Here is a 20,500-nt window from a genome sequence, read left to right on the forward strand (position 1 = left end):
TCCCATTCCCCCTCGTGTAAGATAGACCGGCAATGGATTGGTTCGGGAGCGAGCGAAAAGTGTCCCGGCCGCGAGAGGAGCGAGATGGAAAACGAAAACCAGCGGGGACCCCGGTTCCACACGTTTTACAGCAACAGCTTTGAAGTGCTGGAGAAGATCTTTTTCCAGATGGCGGAGCGGGACAGGAAGCGCCTCGCGAAGGATCGGAATGGATCCGCGTTCCCCGGGCTCTTCACGCCGATCACGGTGATTGTGCCAAGCCGTGCGGTGGGGAACCGCCTTTCCCGCGGGTACGCTTCGGGGTCGGGAGAGGGGATCTCCGCCGGGTTCAATTTCGAGCTCCCGGGCGAATGGCTGACGCCTTTCCTCGGAGCCCAGGTCGGGAGCCTCGCGCAGACCCCGGAACTCGAGTGGCTCGTCTGGAACCGGCTGCTCGAGGACGATTTTCTGAACGACCCCCGGTCGGAGAACGTCCGTCACTATCTCACCGATCCCCTCACGGGGAACCCGAGAGCGGAGGATGACACCGCCCGCATGGAACTCGCGGTCCGGGTGTCCGCCGCGTTCGCGAAATACGCGACGTACCGCTTTGACTGGATTTACCGCTGGATGACGGGCGAAGGGATTGAGCATCACCGCGTCCCCAACTTAAGAGAAGAGCGGGAACGCGTGGTTTTCAATGAGCACCCCGAGAACGCCGGGTGGGAAGAAGGCCTCTGGCGGTGGCTCGCGGAAGAGAGGGGGACAGACGACCGCCGCTGGCACGGAGCGGGGCAGCTCCTGCGGCTCGCGCACCGGCTCGCCGCGCCGACACTGGTATCAGACGACACCGCGCCTCTTCATATCTTTGGGCTCTCGGCATTGCCGCCCCTCATGCTCCCCTTCCTCTATCAGCAGAGTTACCACCGGAGTGTGTCGCTCTACCTCATGAATCCGTCCCCTGAATACTGGTTTGACGCGACGGGGGCGGAGGAGTCAGGGTGCCCGTGGCTGAGACGCAACGCCGGGCAGACCCGCGCGATCGTGGACCGACTCTGGAAATTCACGCAGGCCTCGAGCGCCCCGGTGGTGGAGGATGACGTGGGGTCCCCGAAAGAAACGGAACCGGAAACGCACGCGATGCCCTTTAACCCCGCGACCCCGATCCAGGACGCGGAGCTCCTCAGTTCCCCCGAGCCCCCCTTTATTGAGGCGGACCTCGCGAGGATTTCGGGGAGACCGATCGATCAGCGGGGGACGATGCTCGACCGAGTGCATGAGGCGGTGCTTCGGAACAACACAGCGTTCCTCGAGGATCTCGATCCCGAGGAGCTAGCCGAGTGGACCCGGCCCGAAGTCGGAATGCCATCCGTCCGGATCGCGTCCGCCCCGACGCTCGCGCGCGAAGTGGAAGCGGCGGCGGACTGGATTTACGCGCTGAAAGCTGAGCACCCGGAATTGACGTCGTCTGACTTCCTGATCGCGACGCCGGATCTTCAGACCGCGGCCCCGGTCTTTGACGCGGTGTTCTCATCGCTCCCGAAACCGATCGCGTACGGGATTGTCGGGCGGTCGCTTTTTGATTCCTCAGGTGCCGCCCAGGCCTATATCGCGCTCGGGAATTTCCTCTGCGGAACCGCGGATATCAATGCGTTCTCATCCCTCATCAGCCTCCCCGCGATCGCGGAAAACTGGGGCTTTGGTGTCGAAGACCTCGGTACGATCCGCTCGTGGCTCGATGACGCGGGGTTCCGGCTTGGAATCTCGGAAACTCACATCCGGAACCTCTCGAAGCTGCCCGGAAACCGCTATATCGATGACGGGACGGGGTGCGAGGGGACCTTGATGCGGGCGCTCGAGCGTCTGACGCTCGCCGCGATGGCGGGGGACGAGGAGTCGGAGCAGGACGCGTGGCTGGATGTCCGCCCGAAGTCAGGCGGCGGGTTCTCGACCCGGGTGACCAGCCGCCCCGAGCTCTTCCAGGCGCTCGTCCGCTTCGCGGACGGGCTCGACGCCGCGGAGCGTCTGATTTTTGAGCTCGAGGATCAGGGGACCGATGACTGGAAACCGGTGCTTCAGATGCTCCTCGATCAGTTCTTCCCGAAGGGCAAGAGCTGGTGGGCGGCGCCGGATCTCGAGAGCCTCCGGACGATTGTGGTGAGGGAGGCCGAAACCGCGCGTGACGCGGCGCTCCGCTCCGGCCGCGCCCAGCCGATCCGGATTCCGTTCCCCGTGATGTGGAGTTCCGTCACCCGGCGCTTCAAGAGCGGGTCGGTCCCGGCGCGCCCGACCGGCGCGATCGCGATTTCGTCGATGGACGCCCTCCGCGGCATTCCGTTCAAGGCGATCTGCGTGGTGGGGCTTGATGCCGCAAGCGGCTTCCCGGGCACGGTGCAGCTGGATGAATTTGACCTCATGGGGCTCCCGGGGCTGAAGCGCCGCGGGGACCGCGACAGCCGGCGGGACAACCGGAACATTTTCTTTGACCTCATTATGTCGGCCCGCAGCTGGTTCTCGGTCTTCTACGCCGAGGGACCGGAGAAGGAGCGGCCGCTTCCGCCCTCTGAAGTCGTGACGGACTTCCGGGGGTTCCTCGCGGATTTGGAAGCGAGCCGCGCCCTTGCGACCGGGACCGCCGCCCGGAACACCTGGGACGCCGAGGTGCCGCTCGCGCGGTACTCACGCCGGAATTTCACGAAAGACGCTGAAGCGAAGCACCTCCTCGGGTCGAGTGTCGACGCTTTTGACGCGATCCGGGAGGGCGGAGGAAACGCGGCCTCGGTGTCCTTTGTGGGGACCGGGGCGGCGCTTCCCGGGTACCTGGATCTCAGGCTTCCCGTCTCGGATCTCGGAGACTTCCTCTCGGCCCCGGAAAATTTCGCGATGAAACTCGTGGGGCTCAGGCGGGATGATGATTCCGGGACGACGGCCGCGGCGCTCGGGTTCCCGAATGACGGTCTCAGCATGTGGGCCATGCGGAAGGACGTGAGTGACGCCGTGGCGCGGGGCGAGACGCTCGAAAACTTCGTTGCCGTCCGGGAGCTCGATCCGGCGTACGGGACGAAAGCGGTCCGGAAGACCACGCTGCCGCTGGTGTCGGGCCAGCACTACCGGGCGGCGCGGCTGGTGTCGGATCTCGCGGCCGGTGAAACCGTCACGCTTCGCCCGTACGAGATGCGGATTGATGACCCAAGAGCCCCAAGCCCTCACTGGACCGTGGAGTTTCCGGAGGAACGGCTTTACAAAACGCCTTCCGGCCGGTGGGCCGCGATTGAAAGCTTTCTGTCTGATGGCGAAAAGGTGAAAGCGCTCCTCAGAGCCGCGGTGCGCGGTGTCCGTGTACCCGACACGCTCACGGTGCTTCTCGATATCAAAAAGCTTTCGGGGCTGAATGACAGCAAGTTCCCGTCTGCCGTCGCCATCCTGAAGGGAGCGGGGCTTCTTGAAAAGGGATCGGAGCCTGGCGGCGTCCCCGACGGCGTCACGCTTCTTTACCCGGGGACCGCGGAACAGGCGGAACTCGTGATCCGGACCTGCGTGATGTTCTTTGACATCATGAAGACGACCGCAATGATCCCGGCGGGGTCAGAGTTCGAGTCTTCTCCCTTCTTCCGCGGTGAGGAGGGAGCGAGAGACAAAAAGACGTCTTCAGACCTCCGTAAAAAACTGATCAAAGAAATGGAAAGTTATCTCAGAACCGGGAGCGACAGCCGGGAGGACGGTGCAGCCTTCAATGCCGCGGGGAAGGCGCTCGCGCTGGAGCTTTTGGCCCGGGCCGAGCGTCTGGAAGGGAAACCTGCCACAGACCTTTCTGAAGACTCGCCGGATGAAAGCCCTTATCTCCCCTTCACGACGGACTATATCGAATGACAAACCCTGAATTCCGCTTTGATGAGACTCCGATCTCGCCCCTCATGTTTATTGAGGCGAGCGCGGGAACGGGGAAAACGTACACGCTGCAGCGGCTTGTGCTTCGGTTCATTGTTGAGAAGTCGATCCCGATCGAGTCGTTCCTGATCGTGACCTACACCGAGGCGGCGACCGCCGAGCTCTCAGGCCGTGTGCGGGAGATTCTGGGGCGGGCGGTGCTCGGGCTTTCGCCCGGGAGTGAGTCGAAACTCACGGAATCCGAACGGAAGGAATTCGGGAAGCTCCGCGATAAGTGGACGCATGACGGGATCACGCTTGAAGAGGCGCTCGACCGTGTGCGCCGGTCGCTTGAGGAATTTGACCGCTGCGCGATCTACACGATCCACAGTTTCTGCCGCAAGATGCTGGAATCCTGGGCGTTCTCGGGCGGCAACCCCTTTGAGGGGGAGATCGGGGATGACGCCTCGGTCCAGGCTGCCGCGATCGACGAATTCAAGCGCCGGTATCTGAATGATCCGGCGTATTCGGACCCCGAGCTCGTGCGCCAGATCCTCGCGTTCGATATCGGGGGATTCCTTCGCTGGAAGCGGAGCCACCCGGAGGCCTCGGTGACGTTCCCGGACGCGGATCCGGCCCTGCAGCCGATGCTCGCCGACATGAGTGAGCATCTGGAGTCCCAGATCGTTGAGCGGAAGAACCGGCTATCCCTCATGTCGTTTGACGACATCCTGATCCGGATGGAAAAAACGGCGTACGAAAGCCTTGACTTCCGGAACCGCGTGCGGTCGCTCTATCAGGCGGTGCTGGTGGACGAGTTCCAGGACACCGATACGATCCAGTACCGGATCTTCAAGCGTCTCTTTATTGAGTCTGAGAAAGAAGGAGGACCGGCCTGCTTCGCGGTCTTCGTGGGTGACCCGAAGCAGTCGATCTATGGCTTCCGGGGTGCGGATATCGGGACGTATCTGAAGGCGCGGGACGAAGCATCCGCGGTCCTCCCGCCTTATACCCTCTCAACCAACTATCGGACGACGCCGGCTGAGGTCGCCGCGGTGAACACCCTTTTCACGGATCCCGCCGGGAACTCACGGTTCCCGGGCGGCATCGGCTACAGCCCGGTGAAAAGCACCGCGAACCACTTCCCGCTGTTTGTCAGGGAACGAGGGAAGGTGAAGCCGCTCCCCGCGTTTGAACTCTGGAGCGGCCGCTGGGTGGAAGGGCCCGAGACGTCAGAAGTCTGGCCCCGCTGCGGCAGCGCGGCTGCTATGCGGGAAACGGACGGGTCGCTGATTGCCCGACGCATCGCCTGGCTCCTCGATCCGGCGCGTGAAGTCTATGTCGGGAACCGTCTCGCGGATCCGAAGAGGACGCTCTCCGAATCCCGGATCCGGGCGGGCGACATCGCGCTTCTCGTTAAGAACCATAAAGACGCGTACCCGGTCGAATCGAAACTCGCGTCTCTCGGGATCCGGACACTGCATAAGAAACCGGAAGATGTTTTCGGGACGGATGAAGCGTACGAAATCCTTGCCGTGCTCCGCGCCGCCGCGAATCCGGAGAGCCGCACCGCGGTGAATTCCGCCCGGGCGACCCGGATCTGCGGCCGGACTCTTCCCGATCTTATGGGGGACGGGGCGGATGACCTTTATCTCGCTGATCTCGAGAAATTCCGGACGATGGCGGATGACTATCAGAAGCGGGGGCTCTCCGCCGCTTTCACGAGGCTCTTCTCAGCGTTTGAGACCGTGCGCCAGAATCTGGGTCGGACCGGGGGCGAACGGAGCATCACGAACTGGGCCCATATCGCGGAGCTGCTTCACGCGGCGGACGAACGGATCCGGAATCTCGAAGGGCTGCTTCGCTGGTATGACCTCGAAGTCCAGCGGGTGAATGGTTCGAACCCGAAGCCGTCCGCTCCAGACGGGCGCGAGATCCGGGTGGAGAGTGATGAATCGCTTGTTCGGGTTGTGACGATCCACTCATCGAAAGGCCTTGAATACCCGGTTGTGTTCCTTCCGGACTCGGGCAGTCTGAGCAACCGATTGCATAGGAAAAAGCCGATATCGTTTTTCCGGAATGGGGAGAGTGACTGGGAGGCGCTCTTCAATCCGAATGAGGACCGGCAGAGTGAAGCGAACGCGGAAGAGGATAACGAACTCTACCGCCTCGCCTATGTGGCGGCGACCCGGGCGAGCGCGCTCCTCGTTCTTCCGATTCTCCCTAACTGCGCGAAGAAGAAGCTCCAGTGGAATTTCAACATATCCGTCTGGACCGAGCTCCTCGGGCTGCCAGGGGGCAAGTTGTTCAAGGGAACGGGTATGAATGAGGCGCTCGAAACGTTCAGCGAGCGGCTGAAAACCGAGTCGCCATTCGCCTCCGGAACGCTGAAGGACGAGATGGCGGCGGAACTCCGGAAGGCGACGAGTGAAGTCGAGGATCCGGAGAAAAAGGCTCTGATGCTTGCCGCGGCCGATAGCATTGAAACGCTGACGCCGGAGGACACGGCAAAGGTCGTGAACGTGGAGTTTTACGCCGCGGACCCCGAGCTTCCGGATCCGATTGACCTCCGGGCGTCGCCGGACTCGGTGACCTCCGTTCTCACACCGCACCCGCTTTACCCCTCGTGGCATCTCACGAGCTACACGGGGCTTACGCGGGGGCTGGAACTTGAGACCGACGACCTCGCGGACGAAGGTTACGACATCGTGGGGGACACCCGGGCGAAGAAAGACCCGGGGAAGAATTCCCCCGCGTTCCTCCGGGGCGGGAAGGACACCGGTGACGCGGTGCATGGGCTCTTGGAAGCCGCGGTGAACGCCGGGCTCCACCTCGACCCCGCGTTCCTCGAGGGGAAGAAAGCGGGGCAGGATCGGTTCCACGACCTCGTGACCCACTCGAGGTTCCTCACTCTTCTTTCTGACAAAGTCCCGGATTCGGTCGGCTCGGATGACCCCGAGACCCGGGACGAGGTGAGATCGGACGCGGCGGAAGCCTGGCTCTTCGACCGGATCCGGGGGATCTTTATGTCGGGGTTCTCGAGCGACGGCTCGGTGTCTCTAAAGAATGCGCCGCTTGGGTGCGCGCTGCCTGAAGTCCCGTTCTCGATCCACGTCCGGAACCGGCGTCTCACGGCGGACCAGTTCTTCAGGACGCTGGTTGCCGCGAACGCGAAGCTCCCATCTGACCGCCAGCTCCCGCTCGTCCCGGTCGCGGCGGCCGACGCGAAGCGGAGTCTCGCTGGGTACCTCGAAGGCCGTATCGACCTGATGTTTGAGGAAAAGGACTCGGGGCTCTTCTGGCTCGCGGACTGGAAGACTGATCAGCCAGGGGACGAACGCCGTGGGGCGGCGGAGGACTATAACCCGGCAGCCCTCATGACCCTCATGCGGGAAGAGAAGTACGGGTGGCAGGCGCTGATTTATCTTGTCGCCCTCAGGCGCTATCTCGGACAGGCGTTTGATGAGACGCCGGATGAGGCCCTGAACCGGATCGGAGGCATGGCTTACGTCTTTATCCGCGGCTACAGCGGGAAGACGCCGCCTGAGACTCCGCCTTCCATCCTTCTCAAACCCGACGCGTCGCTTGTGCGGCTCGCGGATACGCTGCTTTTCGGAGAGGACTGACACCATGGCGCTTGATAAAGAAACCGATCTGGAAGCGGGATTCCGGGGAGAGGCGAAACTCCTCATCGCCGCGATGAAGCGAAACGGGGAGCTTCCCGAGAACGCGGAAGCGGCGCTGCTGCAAACCATGGCCGCGTTCGCCGCGGTGGAAGAGAACCGGGAGACGAGCGGCTCGGTCTGCGTGAGCTTTGATGACTGGGAGAAGGCGGGCGTATTGTCAGCTGACGCCCTGACCGACATTCTGACGGCATCCGGCGCGGCGGTCCCGATGGAAACCGCGTCCGGGAACCTCGCCGCGGCTCCGGGGACGCCTCTTTTCTTCGCTCCCTTCGTGATTGATGAACCGGGGGAGCGGCTCTATGTTCAGCGGCGGTTCGCGGAAGAGATGCGTCTCGCGCGCGCCGTGATCGACTACACAGGAAGCGCAACTGACGACCCGGGTGAAGGAGCGGAAGACGCTCTGGAGAAATTCCGCGAGGCGGATGAGAGAACCGGGCGGATGGATCCGGACCACGATGAAGCCGTGGATCTCGCGCTCCGCCATCGGCTCACCGTCATCACGGGCGGCCCCGGCACCGGAAAAACCACGGTGGTCGCCCGGATTCTTGCTTCCCTCCTCGCGGATAACGAGAGACTCGTGATCGCGGGCGCTGCGCCGACCGGAAAGGCGGCCTCAAACCTCGATGAATCGATCCTTGGCGCGATCCGCTGGATGGAGTCGGACCCCGAGCTCGAGGATTACGCGGAGATGCTGTACGAAGCGAAAATCCAATCAAAAACGCTGCACCGCCTGATTCTGGAACCGGTGAACGGAAAGAGGCTCTCGCGCGACTACCCGCTCCCCGCGGACGTCCTCGTGGTGGATGAGTGTTCGATGATGGATATTGACCTCGCGGACCGGCTTTTCTCGATCCTCGATCCCCGCCGCACGCGGCTCATCCTCTTAGGGGACAAGGATCAGCTGTCGGCCGTGGGGCCGGGCGCTGTGTTCTCAGACCTCTCGGACGGTGACGGGGCGCTCTCCCCCTGGATCAGCGCCTTTACGTCAAGCCACCGCTTTTCGATGACCTCCAACATCTACCGTCTCTCCCGTGCGATTACGCCTGAGGACGGGAGCCGCGCGAAGGTCTCCCGGATCCTTGAGATTCTGAGGCAGGGCGCGGTGACGGACGCCGATAACCCGATCGTGTGGCATGAGGAGCAGAAGCTGCGTTACGGCGCTCTCGTGACGGAAGAACTCGCCGCGTGGCTCGAGCGGGAATTCAGTTTCCTCCTCAAGCCCGGTGCCGCGGATCACTTCCCCGCGGTTCCCTCAGGCGACCCGGAGGACGATAAGGCGCTTGCGGCCTTCTGGACCATGGCGGACGCCGTTCGGGTGCTCGCCGCGATCCACGCAGGCACAAACGGCACGGACGCCGTGAACGAGTGGATGGAGACCCGCGTGAAGCGGGCCGTAAAGGCCGACCCCCTCGCGGTCCACTACCCGGGGCGCTTCATCATGGTGCGGCGGAACGACACCGCGCTTGGGCTCGCGAATGGCGACGTCGCGGTGGAGCTGCCGGGTGAAGCGGGCGGCATCGTCGCGTGGTTTGGAAACCGCCGTAAGGCGCTTCCCGCCGCGCTCCTTCCGGAACACGAAACCGCCTACGCGATCACGATTCATAAGAGCCAGGGGTCTTCGTACCCGAGGCTTGCCGTAACGCTTCCCGACGGAAACGAAGGCGCGGGGTCCCGCGAACTTCTCTACACCGCGGTGACCCGGCTCTCAAACGGCCGCGAGAAGAAAGGGGAACTCACGCTCTTCGCGACTGAAAAAGCCGTGAAGCGCGCGGTCATGCATGAGGTGAAACGAAGCGGCGGACTCGCGTCGCGGCTTAACGATTTCCTCCTTCTGAAATACAAATACATAGCCGGCTAAGCGCCCTGTTTTGTGATACAGCCATTTTGAGAGCGGAAACTATTTAGCCGGCTCATGAATCCAAAGGCCTAAGTTGTTTTTCTTAGTTTAGATCAAACCCTTCAGGGGAAACCCGGAAGGGTTTTCTTTTGCGGTATACCGTAGTCTGAAGCGGGCGCGAAAGCCTCCTGGTACTGATTTTTGTGTCCCGGAATTCACTATTTACCGTGTCGCTATAAATATTGAATCAGCGTTGACAGATATAACAGCGGTTGTCGTTTTGTTTTACGGGATGAAATTCAAATACGATATAAATCAATTAGATAATCGTAAACAAGGGAACATAACAACCGGGTTAACAAGGTTGTAAAATTTAGTCAATGTGGATATTCTGTACATTACGATCTATGTAAATTATTTTAGGGGTTCGATTTCCGTGTAGCTTTTTTTGGGGCGAATTATCACTTCAAGTGCAAAGCCTGAGAAAAGAATAGTGGCCCATAAAGCTTCCATAATAGAGATTGTCAAGATAACTATAGAGGGAGCTCATGAGCCACTATTATCATCTTACTCTTCGGGACAGAGTATTTATTTCGGCTTTAACGATTTCAGGCAAATCCCTGTCTGAAATTGCATGTGCGATTGGGAAAAATGTTTCTACGATCTCCCGCGAACTGAAGCGAAACAAGGCTGTATCGGCCCAGGATGGGGCTTCAGCTGCCTATGATCCCTGTGCCGCGCAGGCCCGATATCAGAGACAGAGAAAGCATTGCGGAAAGAGAAACATTCTGAAGTCTGACTCGTTGCTGACAAGGATTGTCTCAAATCTGCTGGTTAAGAAATTCTGGTCTCCGGAGCAGATTCAATACCGTCTCAGAAAGGAGCTGCCGAATCTAAGGATCAGCGCCACGACAATCTACCGAGGAATCAATTCTGGCTTTCTGGATCGCTTTGTGGATGGCCGAAAGATGTCCCGACACCTGCGACACCACGGTAAAACGCGTCACCGTAAAGGCATGACCGAGAGGCGAGGAAAGATCCAGATCACTCACAGCATTGAAGAGCGACCCCTGGAAGCTCAGAACAGATCTTGCCTGGGGGATTGGGAAGGCGATACCGTCATCGGAAAAAAGGGCGGAGCCTGCCTCACGACTCTGGTCGATAGGAAGTCCGGCTTTCTCTGTGGCGGGAAAACCGCTTCCAAGACTGCGGCCGATGTGTCTGCCGTAATTGAGAAATCTCTGTCAGATAAGGATCTGCGTACGATTACCGTAGATCGCGGAAAAGAATTTTCCTGGGCTGAAAAACTGGAGAAAGATCTCAGAACCAAAGTGTATTTCTGCTTGCCTCATCATCCATGGGAGAAAGGAAGTAATGAAAATACAAACGGACTTCTTAGAGACTTTTTCCCAAAAGGAATGAGTATCGATAAAATTTCTCAGGCAGAAGTTCAGAAACGGTTCAATGCTCTGAATTTCAGACCCAGAAAACGTCTCAATTGGAAGTGTCCGGCTGAAGTCTTTTATTCAGTAACTTTGCACTTGATTTGATAATTCACCGGAAAAAAGTGAGTTTTCCGGGGAAAACGGCGGAAGGTCGGTCGTCTTCCGACTCCCGGAACGAAACACGGAGTCCGTCGCGCCCCTGAATAGGTCGGCAGTGAATCAAACGTACCAGAGGCGGTACCTGTGTTTTGTCACGAACAGTCTCCGACGTCCGCTGTCGGACCGTGAGGAAAGGAGAACTGTCAATGCCTCAGTCAAAAGAAGGAAAACGGTATCTGCGAAGCGCTCTCGCGCTTGCCGTGGCAGGCGCTTTCGCTGCCATGCATCCGGCCTGGGCTGACGTCCCGGAGCTGGAAACAAATTCAGACGGCGCGTATATCAATGTGACCGCGGGGACGGGTACGGGTGAGACCCAGAGCGTCACCGGGGACGCGGTATCGATTACGAATTCAGGGAATGCCCACGCGCTGACCCTCACCGGAACCGGAAACACCATTCTCATTGATGGGACTGAGTCTGTTTCGATCACGGCGAATTCCCAATACGCCCCGATCTCGAACTTCTCCGGAAATCCCTGGGCGGAAACACCTTCGTCCTACTCCGCGGGCGGCACGATTGATATTGAGTCAGATGGCACAGTCACGCTCTCAAACACCGCGGGCGGTAATAATCAGGTCATCGATATCGAGAATGGGGACAGCGACACACCCCTCAAACTCACCGTGAATGGCGAAAAGACCGCGGCTCAGGTCGTGATGACGGGGAATGTCCTCACTCAGAACGAGAATACCGCTGCCGAAATCAATCTCACTGGGACGGATTCGAGCCTCACGGGGCAGGTGTACGCGAAGGACGGTGCGGCGATTACGCTGAATGTCGATCCGAAAACGGGGTCAACGGCGACCGTCACCGGATCCGGTCTCGCGGATGGCACGGATTCCGTGATGACCGTGAATGCGAATAACGCCGTGCTGAATGGCGGTTACTATGCGCTCGATGGCGGCACGACCACCGTGACGCTCACCGGGAACTCCGTGCAGACGGCCCCGGAAAAGACGTCGGGATTCTCCGCTGTCCATGGGTCTCTCCCGACACGGGAAGAAGAATCGATCTTTACCTGCACCAGTAGTTCCTGTGTCCGCGTCGTTATTTCTCCAGCTACGGAAATCAAAGCCGTTATTGGGTCTATCACAGAGAAAAATGTCGCGGGCGGCGCGATGTCGGGGTCTTCATTCACCGAAATAACTGAGTCTGGAACCCAGGTGACCGGCGATTTCGTGGCGGAAGACGAATCCACGATGAAACTTTCGATTGGCGGCACGCTGGATGGCGACGTGCTGTCGAAAGGGAATTCTGAAACAACTCTGACTGTCAGCGGCACACAGACTGGCGGCGTAGATGTTGAAAATGGTTCCTCCCTGACCGTCACGGTCGATGGAACTCTGAATGGCGACGCTGAGGCGAACCAAAACAGCAGTAATCCTTCACATTCGGATCTGACCCTTACGATCAACGGTTCGATGAACGGTATGGTCGAAGCCTGGGATTATTCAACGGGAGATGTCACCGTTTCAGGCTCGTGGGTCGGAGAATCCACGGCTTACTACACCGGCGAAAATTCCGTCTCGATCATAGGTTCAGGATCATGGACGGGTGACGGCTGGGCCTATTGCGGCGGAACGTTTGGTGTTTCAGTCGCGGATGGGGCAAAGTGGAGCGGTGACGCGTATTCGACGGACGTTGAAAACGGGGTCTACGCTCATCTGACAGCGGATATCGCGGGTACGTGGGAAGGAGACGCGAAATCCGATTACGGCGCGGTTCTGAACGCCAATATTAAAGAGACCGGTGTCTGGACGGGTGACGCGGTGTCGACAGACTCCTATGACGATAAAGCGTCAGAAGTCCATGTGGATAACGCCGGAGTTTGGAATGGCGACGCCAGAGCGGATGGGGCGAGTCTCCTCACGGTGGATAACAGCGGGACCTGGACCGGTGACGCAAGCACCGAGGATACCGGTTCCTCGATGACGATTACGAGTTCCGGCACCTGGAACGGCAGCGCAGCAGCCGCTTCAGGTTCTGTTATGACAATCGATGTATCAGGCGCGTGGACCGGGGACGCGAAAGCGTCTGACTCCGGTACCACGCTCACGATTACGGATTCGGGTGTGTGGAATGGCAGCGCGACAGCTGAATCCGGAGCCGCGGTGACGGTGAGCGATCTGAACCAGTGGACGGGTGACGCGACGGCGACCGGATCCGGCTCCACGATGGGTATTACAAATACCGGGGTCTGGAGCGGGAACGCTTCTGCTTCTGATGGCGCTTCTCTTACGGTGAGTAACCTGAAAGAGTGGACCGGTGACGCGAAAGCGACGGGGTCTGGCTCCACGATGGAAGTGACGGACGCCGGAGTCTGGAACGGAAGCGCCACGGTCGCGGATTCCGCCGTGATGACAGTCGGCGCTCTGCAGACCTGGAACGGAAACGCGACGGTCACGGACTCGGGGTCGAAACTCACGGTGTCGCTCCCGGGAACCTGGAACGGGAACGCGTCGGTCTCAAACGCCGGCCGCATGGATGTGGCCCTCAACGGCACGTGGAACGGCAGTGCCTCGGTCACATCAAACGGCATCATGACGGTTGACATGAATGGCACGTGGAACGGGAACGTTTCCGCGACGAAGGGCTCCGCTGTCGCCCTCAATATCAAGGGCACGTGGAACGGCGCGGTGGTTGAGGCGTCAGAAGACTCCACGGTCGATATCACGGATAACACATCATCCAATACGGAAACCAAGACTGAAACCACAGCGGATACGACAGAATCCACGTCGTCAACGCATGGGGTTCTCCGGTTCGCAAGGCTTCTCGCCGTGAATACCGCGTCGAACGACCTTACGGATACGTCAGACACCACAGAAGCCACGGGGACCGGCGATGCCGCGGATGCTGAAGAGGAATCCACTCCCGCACCCGGTGTCAGCGTGAATTTCGAGGGTGACAACGTGAGCTGGAACCTCACGGGCGATTCAGAACTCTCTGGCCTCAATATCGGAGACGGCACGATTTCGTTCCCGACTCCGGCTTCGGGTGAATCCTTTACGGGCACCACGCTTACGGTGAACGGCGACTATACGGCATCGAACGCGACGCTCAATATGTCTGCGTCACTCTCTGGCGAAAATTCCGCTTCTGACCTCCTCACGGTCACCGGAGCCGCGACGGGGGCGACCACGATCAATGTGACGGCGTTCCCCTCAACCGGCGAACCGAAGGCGGACGGCGTGGAACTCGTGTCTGTCACGGGGGATTCCTCGAACGCCACATTCACGATGCCGAGGACGCTGAAGTCCGGCGCCTATATCTATTCTCTCAGGAAGGCGGGTTCCGGCTGGTACCTCATGAACACCGTGGAGACGCCTGAAACCGTGTCGGGCACCGTGATCCCGGGGACCTCTGATCTCTCGGCCCACGTGATCCGTCCCGAGATCGCTTCCTACGCGAATAACCTCTACGCCGCGAACACGATGTTCGCGATGAAGCTTTCGGACCGCCTCGGCGAAACGGCGTACTCAGACGCGATCAAGGCAGCTGGAAAGAAAGCCGGAAGTTTCTGGATCCGGACCGCGGGCGGCCACACGCGGAACGTGATGGCGGATGGCGAAAACACGACCCGCGGGAACTGGGGTCTTGTGCAGCTCGGGGGTGACCTGATCTCGTGGCCCACCTCAGGGACGCACCGGATGCATGTGGGGCTCATGGCCGGTTACGCGCACGAAAGCAATAAGACCGGAAGCGACACGGCGGATTATTCATCGAAAGGCAAGGTCTCCGGGTTCTCGGGCGGTCTCTACGCGACGTGGATGAATTCGAACGCCACCGGGGACGGCCCTTATGTCGACGCCTGGCTGCAGTACCAGCGCTTTAAGAACACGACGTCCGTCGGGAACTATGCGGAAGAAGAGTCGTATCACTCGAAAGGCTTTACCGGAAGTCTGGAAGCTGGCTACACGTTCGCGCTGAAGGATTGGCAGAACGGCGCGGTCTCGAACGCCACGCGTCTCCGCCTTGAAGGTCAGGTGATCCGGATGGGCGTCAGGGCGGATAACGTTATCGACAGCACGGGGACGCTCGTTCAGGGCACCGGTGCCGGGAACGTGAGAACGAGGCTTGGCGCGACGCTCTTCCATCAGTTCACGAACACCGCGAAGGGCACCGCCGTGAAGCCTTACCTCACGCTCAACTGGGTCCACGACACGAAGTCGTTCGGCACCGCGATGGATGGGGTGCATGACACGATTGACGGCGGCCGGAACTTCGGCGAAGTGAAACTCGGGGTCGAAGGCCGGATCACGAAGAACCTCAACCTCTGGGCCTACACGGGGTACCAGGGCGGGGATCACGGCTACCGGAATGTGGAAGCGCTGGTTGGCGTGAAGGCGCTCTTCTGATCGGATAGGTGAGAGGGTTCCGGCCGCACCGGGACTCTGACCACATCAAACCCGAACCCCGCGGGGATTCAGTCTCCGCGGGGCTTTCTTTTCATGGAGCCTGACACCGGAACCTGTCATCCTGACCAATCCGGAATCGGCGGGAAGTCCGCGCTTTTAAACCGGGTGTCCCTCTATTTCCGTACATCAGTAATTCCGTTATTCCTTTTTGGGTACAAAAACAGATCGAATAAGGACGGGATTCTGTCTGAAATTCCGGGTTTTCGCTCTGAATTTCCGCTCTACAAATCAGCCTCACGTTTTTCAAAATGGCACGTTACTGAGATACGAACACCCGTTCACCCGGTGCTAGTCCGATCCGGTTAAGCCCCGTTTTCGACCTACTTTAAGTCCGGACGAAAGAATCCCCGTTTACCTCTCACGATCCTGGAATTTGAATGTCGAGGCTGCAGAGAAAAGGGTGGAATCCGGTAAAAGGAAGTCATTACGGCCCGAAAAACTGTCAAAACAGGGTGTCTTTTTTCAGGCAGAGGCATTAATCCTATGAATCGATAGGAAAAAGCGAATTCTTTGGGCCCAAGGTCCAATAGGTATGAAAAGAGATACGAAGAAGAGAGGACCCGGGTTACGTCTTTTGGGCTTTGCGGCCGTTACATTCTGAAATATATAATGAGAGGGCTGTACAACCCATATTGTTATCAGAAAGGATACTGCGATGATGAAAAGGCTCTTTCCCTGCCTTTCTTTCCAGCCGCGGTGTGTTTTCGCCGCGGTTTCCTCTCTTTCACTCCTCACCCCGGCCTGGGGTGCGGGTCTCACGGGGTCCGAAACGGACCCGATCGGGCTCGCGACGGACTCGGTGACGCTCGAAGGCGGCGCGGCTCCCGGGGTCTGGATACAGAGCGGGTCACACACGATTGACGCGCTCTCGGATTCAGGAACGCTTTCGGTCTCCGGTTCCCCCGGGATCTCGGTCACGGGGGACGGTTCGCTCCTGATGGTGAATTCGGCCGGAAGTCTCTCCCTCTCGGGAACTTCTGCCGCGTTGTCGGTTAGCGCCCTCGGCGCTTCGGTTTTTGTGAACGATCAGGAAAGCGCGTCTACCGTCTCCGTCACGGGGAATATCGACGTGACCGGGAGTCAGTCGATCGCGTACCTCACGCTCACCGGCCGAAGTCCGATCCTGCGAGGTAACGCGGCAGCACGGGGCGGCGGTTCGGTTTACCTGATATCCACCCCAGATACCGATTCGAAGAGTACCGTCAGCGGCGGTTTATCCGCAATTGGAGCAGATTCCATCCTCGATCTCTCAGGCTCCGGGAGAACAGCGTTCGAGGGAGCCCTTTCCGCTGCGGACGGCGGAAAGGTGCATATCGCGGCGGGGGATACCTCGTCCTTCACCGTAACGTCCGGCCTTGCGACAGGAGCCGGCTCTGCAATCGAGTCTGACGCCCGGGGAACCGCGGAGATAACCGGAAACCTCCGGGCGGAACTCGGGGCCTCAGCGTCCGAAAACCTTTATGAATCAGCGGCCGGGACCGGCGCGTTGTCCGCTTCCGGCACGGTTTCCGTGATCCGTCTCGGGCTCAGCGGGAAGGCGTCCTTCACGGGCACTGTGACCGCCGAATCGGGGGCAGCCGCTGAGGTGACGCTGACGGATACCGGGGTGATCGAGGGGTCTGGCACCGGCTCGAGCCTCGTCTTTCAATCGTCCGGCGCGGGGTCGGTGCTTGACCTCGATATCGGCACTGGCACAGCTGCGACCGGGGACCTCAAGGTAAGTGACGGGGCCGAAGCCGCGCTCCGGATTTCGGGTACCTGGATAGGAGCGGCACTCCTTGACACAGGCACCGCGAAAGTGAGTCTCTCGGGCGGCCTTTGGCAAATGACGGGGGATTCCGCGATCACCACACTTGTGGCTAATAAGAGCCGGATCGCGTTCCCCGCAGCCGGCTCCGGGGCTTTCCAAGGCACGACGCTCACGGTGGCGGGTGACTATCTCGCGTCCAACACCTCACTCTCGATGACCGCGGTTCTCGGAGGGGATGACTCACCGACCGACCGCCTCGTGGTGAACGGGAGCACCACGGGTGACACTTCGATCACGGTCACAAACGCCGGCGGCACAGGCGGGCTGACTGTGGAGGGAATTGAGCTCATCACCGTAAAAGGGAAGTCTGACGGCGTCTTTACGCTCGCGAACCGGGTGGCGGCCGGAGCGTATGACTATTCGCTGGTGACAAAAAAAGGGAACTGGTACCTCATCAGCACTGCGGACGGTACAGTCCCTCAGACCGATCCGACCCCGGCGGAGTCTGAAGAGACCCCGGTAACCCCGACTGGGGATACCGTCATTATTTCGACTCCTGCTCCGGCTGCCGGAACCGGAGAAGAACCGTCGGGCGAGCATACGGAAGACCCGGAAACGACACCGACCCCGGATCCCGCTCTAGGGACTGATCCGGCACCGACTGAAGTAACGCCATCCCCCGCCCCTCAGGTCACGCGTCACGCGGTGCGCCCTGAGATGGCGGGTTACGCGTCGAACCTCTACGCCGCGAACACGCTCTTCATTCACAGGCTTTCGGATCGGACCGGGGTGAGGGGAGCGGGAGACGGGAGCGGCTCAGTTTCAGGTCCTGGATTCTGGATCCGCACCGCGGGGAGCCACACACGGTTTGGAATGGCGGACGGCGAGCTCACGACACGATCGAATTCGGGGGTCGTTCAGTTTGGGGGCGATGTCGCGGCACACCCGATAGGTGAGAATTCAATTTTCCGGGTGGGACTCATCGCGGGGGCGGCAAGAGAACGTTCCCGCACCGGGTCAAACGTCACCCGCTACCGCTCTAAAGGCAGCGTGACCGGGGCGGCGGCCGGGGTTTACGCCTCACTCCTCCCCCAGTACACCGCCGGAACCGGTCCCTACGCGGACGCGTGGCTTCAGTATCAGCGTTTCTCGGCCTCTGTCACGGGGTCTGAACTTCCGAAAGAGACCTACCACGCCCGGGGACTCACGGGATCCGTTGAAATCGGATACGGCTGGAGTCTGGGAGCGTGGACTTCTGACACCGGGGTCACCCATCAGACCATTGGAAAACTCGAACTCCAGGCGATCCGGATGGGAGTGAGGGCGGGGATTCACCGGGATTCCGTGGGAACCGGGATTGAAAGCACGGGATCCGGGAACCTCCGGACCCGGGTGACCGCGGTCCTCTCGCATCGGATGCATCAGGAAGACTCCGGGTTCAGCCTCACGCCTTACGCGTCGCTCTCCTGGATTCATGACACGAAGCCGTTCGGTGCCGTGATGGATGGGGTTCGGGGCGTGATTTCGGGAAGCCGGAACCTCGCGGAAGTCCGCGCGGGAATAGAGGGTGAGGTCTCGAAATCCGTGATCCTTTGGGGGCACGCGGCGTACCGGGAAGGGCGGTCTTCCTTCCGAGCCATTGAAGCGCAGCTGGGGCTCCGGGTGAAGTTCTGACCGGGAGTCACCCCTCAAAGCGACCCGGGGGACAGAATCCCGCATTCTGTCTCCCGCTGCATAGCGGATGTCACCCGAAAAGTGTCAATTCCACCGGTTTTGTCACCCGTTTCCCCTCTCAGGCGACAAAACGGCGGGCTGAGTCAGATATTCAATCAATCTGAAAAACCGACACTGGATTTTTGAAACCCCCGGGTTTCAGTCACGGGAAAAGAGCCGCCAGGGACAGAAATCCGGGAAATGTCTCTTTCGGGACGACAATGTCACCCCAAAACAGTCATAAAACGTGAAAACTGTCCCCGGGGTCGCCTGAAAGGGGGGTTATGGCCGTCCCGCCTGGCCTCGGGCCGACGCGCCGCCAGTCGCTCGGCGGATGATTTCCGAGTAATAGGCTTCGGATGTCTGGTACCAATCCACGACACAGCCAATCGACCGGCATTCCTCGCGCCGCTTCCAGTTCTCGTTCTGGAACTTCTTAAAGACCGCGGAGTTTCCCGTCGCTCGCTTCGCCTTTTCGTAGGTCATCGCGAGATGGTCATCCATCTTTGAAAGATCCGGACTCGCGCAGATCAGTTTTTCAGAGTAGGAGCGGGCCTTCGTGCAGTCCCAGCTCACGGCGTTAGCGGAGGCGGCAGCGAAAAGCCCAAGAGCGAACGCCGCGATGATGGTTTTCTTCATGATTGAACGTGCTATACGAATTTATTTTTAGAAAAATACTTTTTAATGGTGAATTATCAAATCAAGTGCAAAGTTACTGAATAAAAGACTTCAGCCGGACACTTCCAATTGAGACGTTTTCTGGGTCTGAAATTCAGAGCATTGAACCGTTTCTGAACTTCTGCCTGAGAAATTTTATCGATACTCATTCCTTTTGGGAAAAAGTCTCTAAGAAGTCCGTTTGTATTTTCATTACTTCCTTTCTCCCATGGATGATGAGGCAAGCAGAAATACACTTTGGTTCTGAGATCTTTCTCCAGTTTTTCAGCCCAGGAAAATTCTTTTCCGCGATCTACGGTAATCGTACGCAGATCCTTATCTGACAGAGATTTCTCAATTACGGCAGACACATCGGCCGCAGTCTTGGAAGCGGTTTTCCCGCCACAGAGAAAGCCGGACTTCCTATCGACCAGAGTCGTGAGGCAGGCTCCGCCCTTTTTTCCGATGACGGTATCGCCTTCCCAATCCCCCAGGCAAGATCTGTTCTGAGCTTCCAGGGGTCGCTCTTCAATGCTGTGAGTGATCTGGATCTTTCCTCGCCTCTCGGTCATGCCTTTACGGTGACGCGTTTTACCGTGGTGTCGCAGGTGTCGGGACATCTTTCGGCCATCCACAAAGCGATCCAGAAAGCCAGAATTGATTCCTCGGTAGATTGTCGTGGCGCTGATCCTTAGATTCGGCAGCTCCTTTCTGAGACGGTATTGAATCTGCTCCGGAGACCAGAATTTCTTAACCAGCAGATTTGAGACAATCCTTGTCAGCAACGAGTCAGACTTCAGAATGTTTCTCTTTCCGCAATGCTTTCTCTGTCTCTGATATCGGGCCTGCGCGGCACAGGGATCATAGGCAGCTGAAGCCCCATCCTGGGCCGATACAGCCTTGTTTCGCTTCAGTTCGCGGGAGATCGTAGAAACATTTTTCCCAATCGCACATGCAATTTCAGACAGGGATTTGCCTGAAATCGTTAA

The 20,500-nt window shown here is 59.4% G+C and carries 8 protein-coding genes; 6 read left to right on the forward strand and 2 right to left on the reverse strand.

Translation table 11 applies throughout. The features are described from left to right. Positions 1 to 84: 84 nt before the first annotated feature. The 6 genes from M4NBBH2_RS11135 to M4NBBH2_RS11160 all read left to right on the forward strand — a co-directional run bounded on the left by M4NBBH2_RS11135 (position 85) and on the right by M4NBBH2_RS11160 (position 18,815). Positions 85 to 3,849 carry an exodeoxyribonuclease V subunit gamma gene (locus M4NBBH2_RS11135; RefSeq protein ID WP_116271031.1) on the forward strand — a complete coding sequence of 1,255 codons (3,765 nt, stop codon included), beginning with the start codon at positions 85 to 87 and terminating at the stop codon, positions 3,847 to 3,849. Then, positions 3,846 to 7,472 (forward strand): UvrD-helicase domain-containing protein, encoded by a 3,627-nt coding sequence (locus tag M4NBBH2_RS11140; RefSeq protein WP_116271032.1) that lies wholly within the window; start codon positions 3,846 to 3,848, stop codon positions 7,470 to 7,472. Before M4NBBH2_RS11135 ends, M4NBBH2_RS11140 begins: the two co-directional genes overlap by 4 nt. Before the next feature lie 4 nt (positions 7,473 to 7,476). Next, on the forward strand, positions 7,477 to 9,390 hold the full coding sequence (locus M4NBBH2_RS11145) for an ATP-dependent DNA helicase (protein WP_116271033.1): 1,914 nt from the start codon (positions 7,477 to 7,479) through the stop codon (positions 9,388 to 9,390). Positions 9,391 to 9,917: 527 nt separating this feature from the next. After that, on the forward strand, positions 9,918 to 10,919 hold the full coding sequence (locus M4NBBH2_RS11150) for an IS30 family transposase (protein WP_116270501.1): 1,002 nt from the start codon (positions 9,918 to 9,920) through the stop codon (positions 10,917 to 10,919). A gap of 200 nt (positions 10,920 to 11,119) precedes the next feature. Beyond that, positions 11,120 to 15,331, forward strand: coding sequence for an autotransporter outer membrane beta-barrel domain-containing protein (locus tag M4NBBH2_RS11155; RefSeq protein WP_116271034.1), 4,212 nt, complete (start codon positions 11,120 to 11,122; stop codon positions 15,329 to 15,331). A gap of 715 nt (positions 15,332 to 16,046) precedes the next feature. Next, a complete protein-coding gene (locus M4NBBH2_RS11160; RefSeq protein ID WP_116271035.1) occupies positions 16,047 to 18,815 on the forward strand; it encodes an autotransporter outer membrane beta-barrel domain-containing protein in 2,769 nt (922 codons plus the stop codon). 321 nt (positions 18,816 to 19,136) lie between these two features. Here M4NBBH2_RS11160 and M4NBBH2_RS11165 read toward each other — a convergent pair whose 3' ends face one another. Next, a complete protein-coding gene (locus tag M4NBBH2_RS11165) occupies positions 19,137 to 19,493 on the reverse strand; it encodes a lysozyme inhibitor LprI family protein (protein WP_116271036.1) in 357 nt (118 codons plus the stop codon). Positions 19,494 to 19,549: 56 nt separating this feature from the next. Then, complete coding sequence (locus tag M4NBBH2_RS11170) at positions 19,550 to 20,494, reverse strand: IS30 family transposase (RefSeq protein ID WP_116271037.1); 945 nt, start codon at positions 20,492 to 20,494, stop codon at positions 19,550 to 19,552. Between the last annotated feature and the right edge of the window lie 6 nt (positions 20,495 to 20,500).

The organism is Mesosutterella multiformis, assembly GCF_003402575.1.
Lineage (GTDB): Bacteria > Pseudomonadota > Gammaproteobacteria > Burkholderiales > Burkholderiaceae_F > Mesosutterella > Mesosutterella multiformis.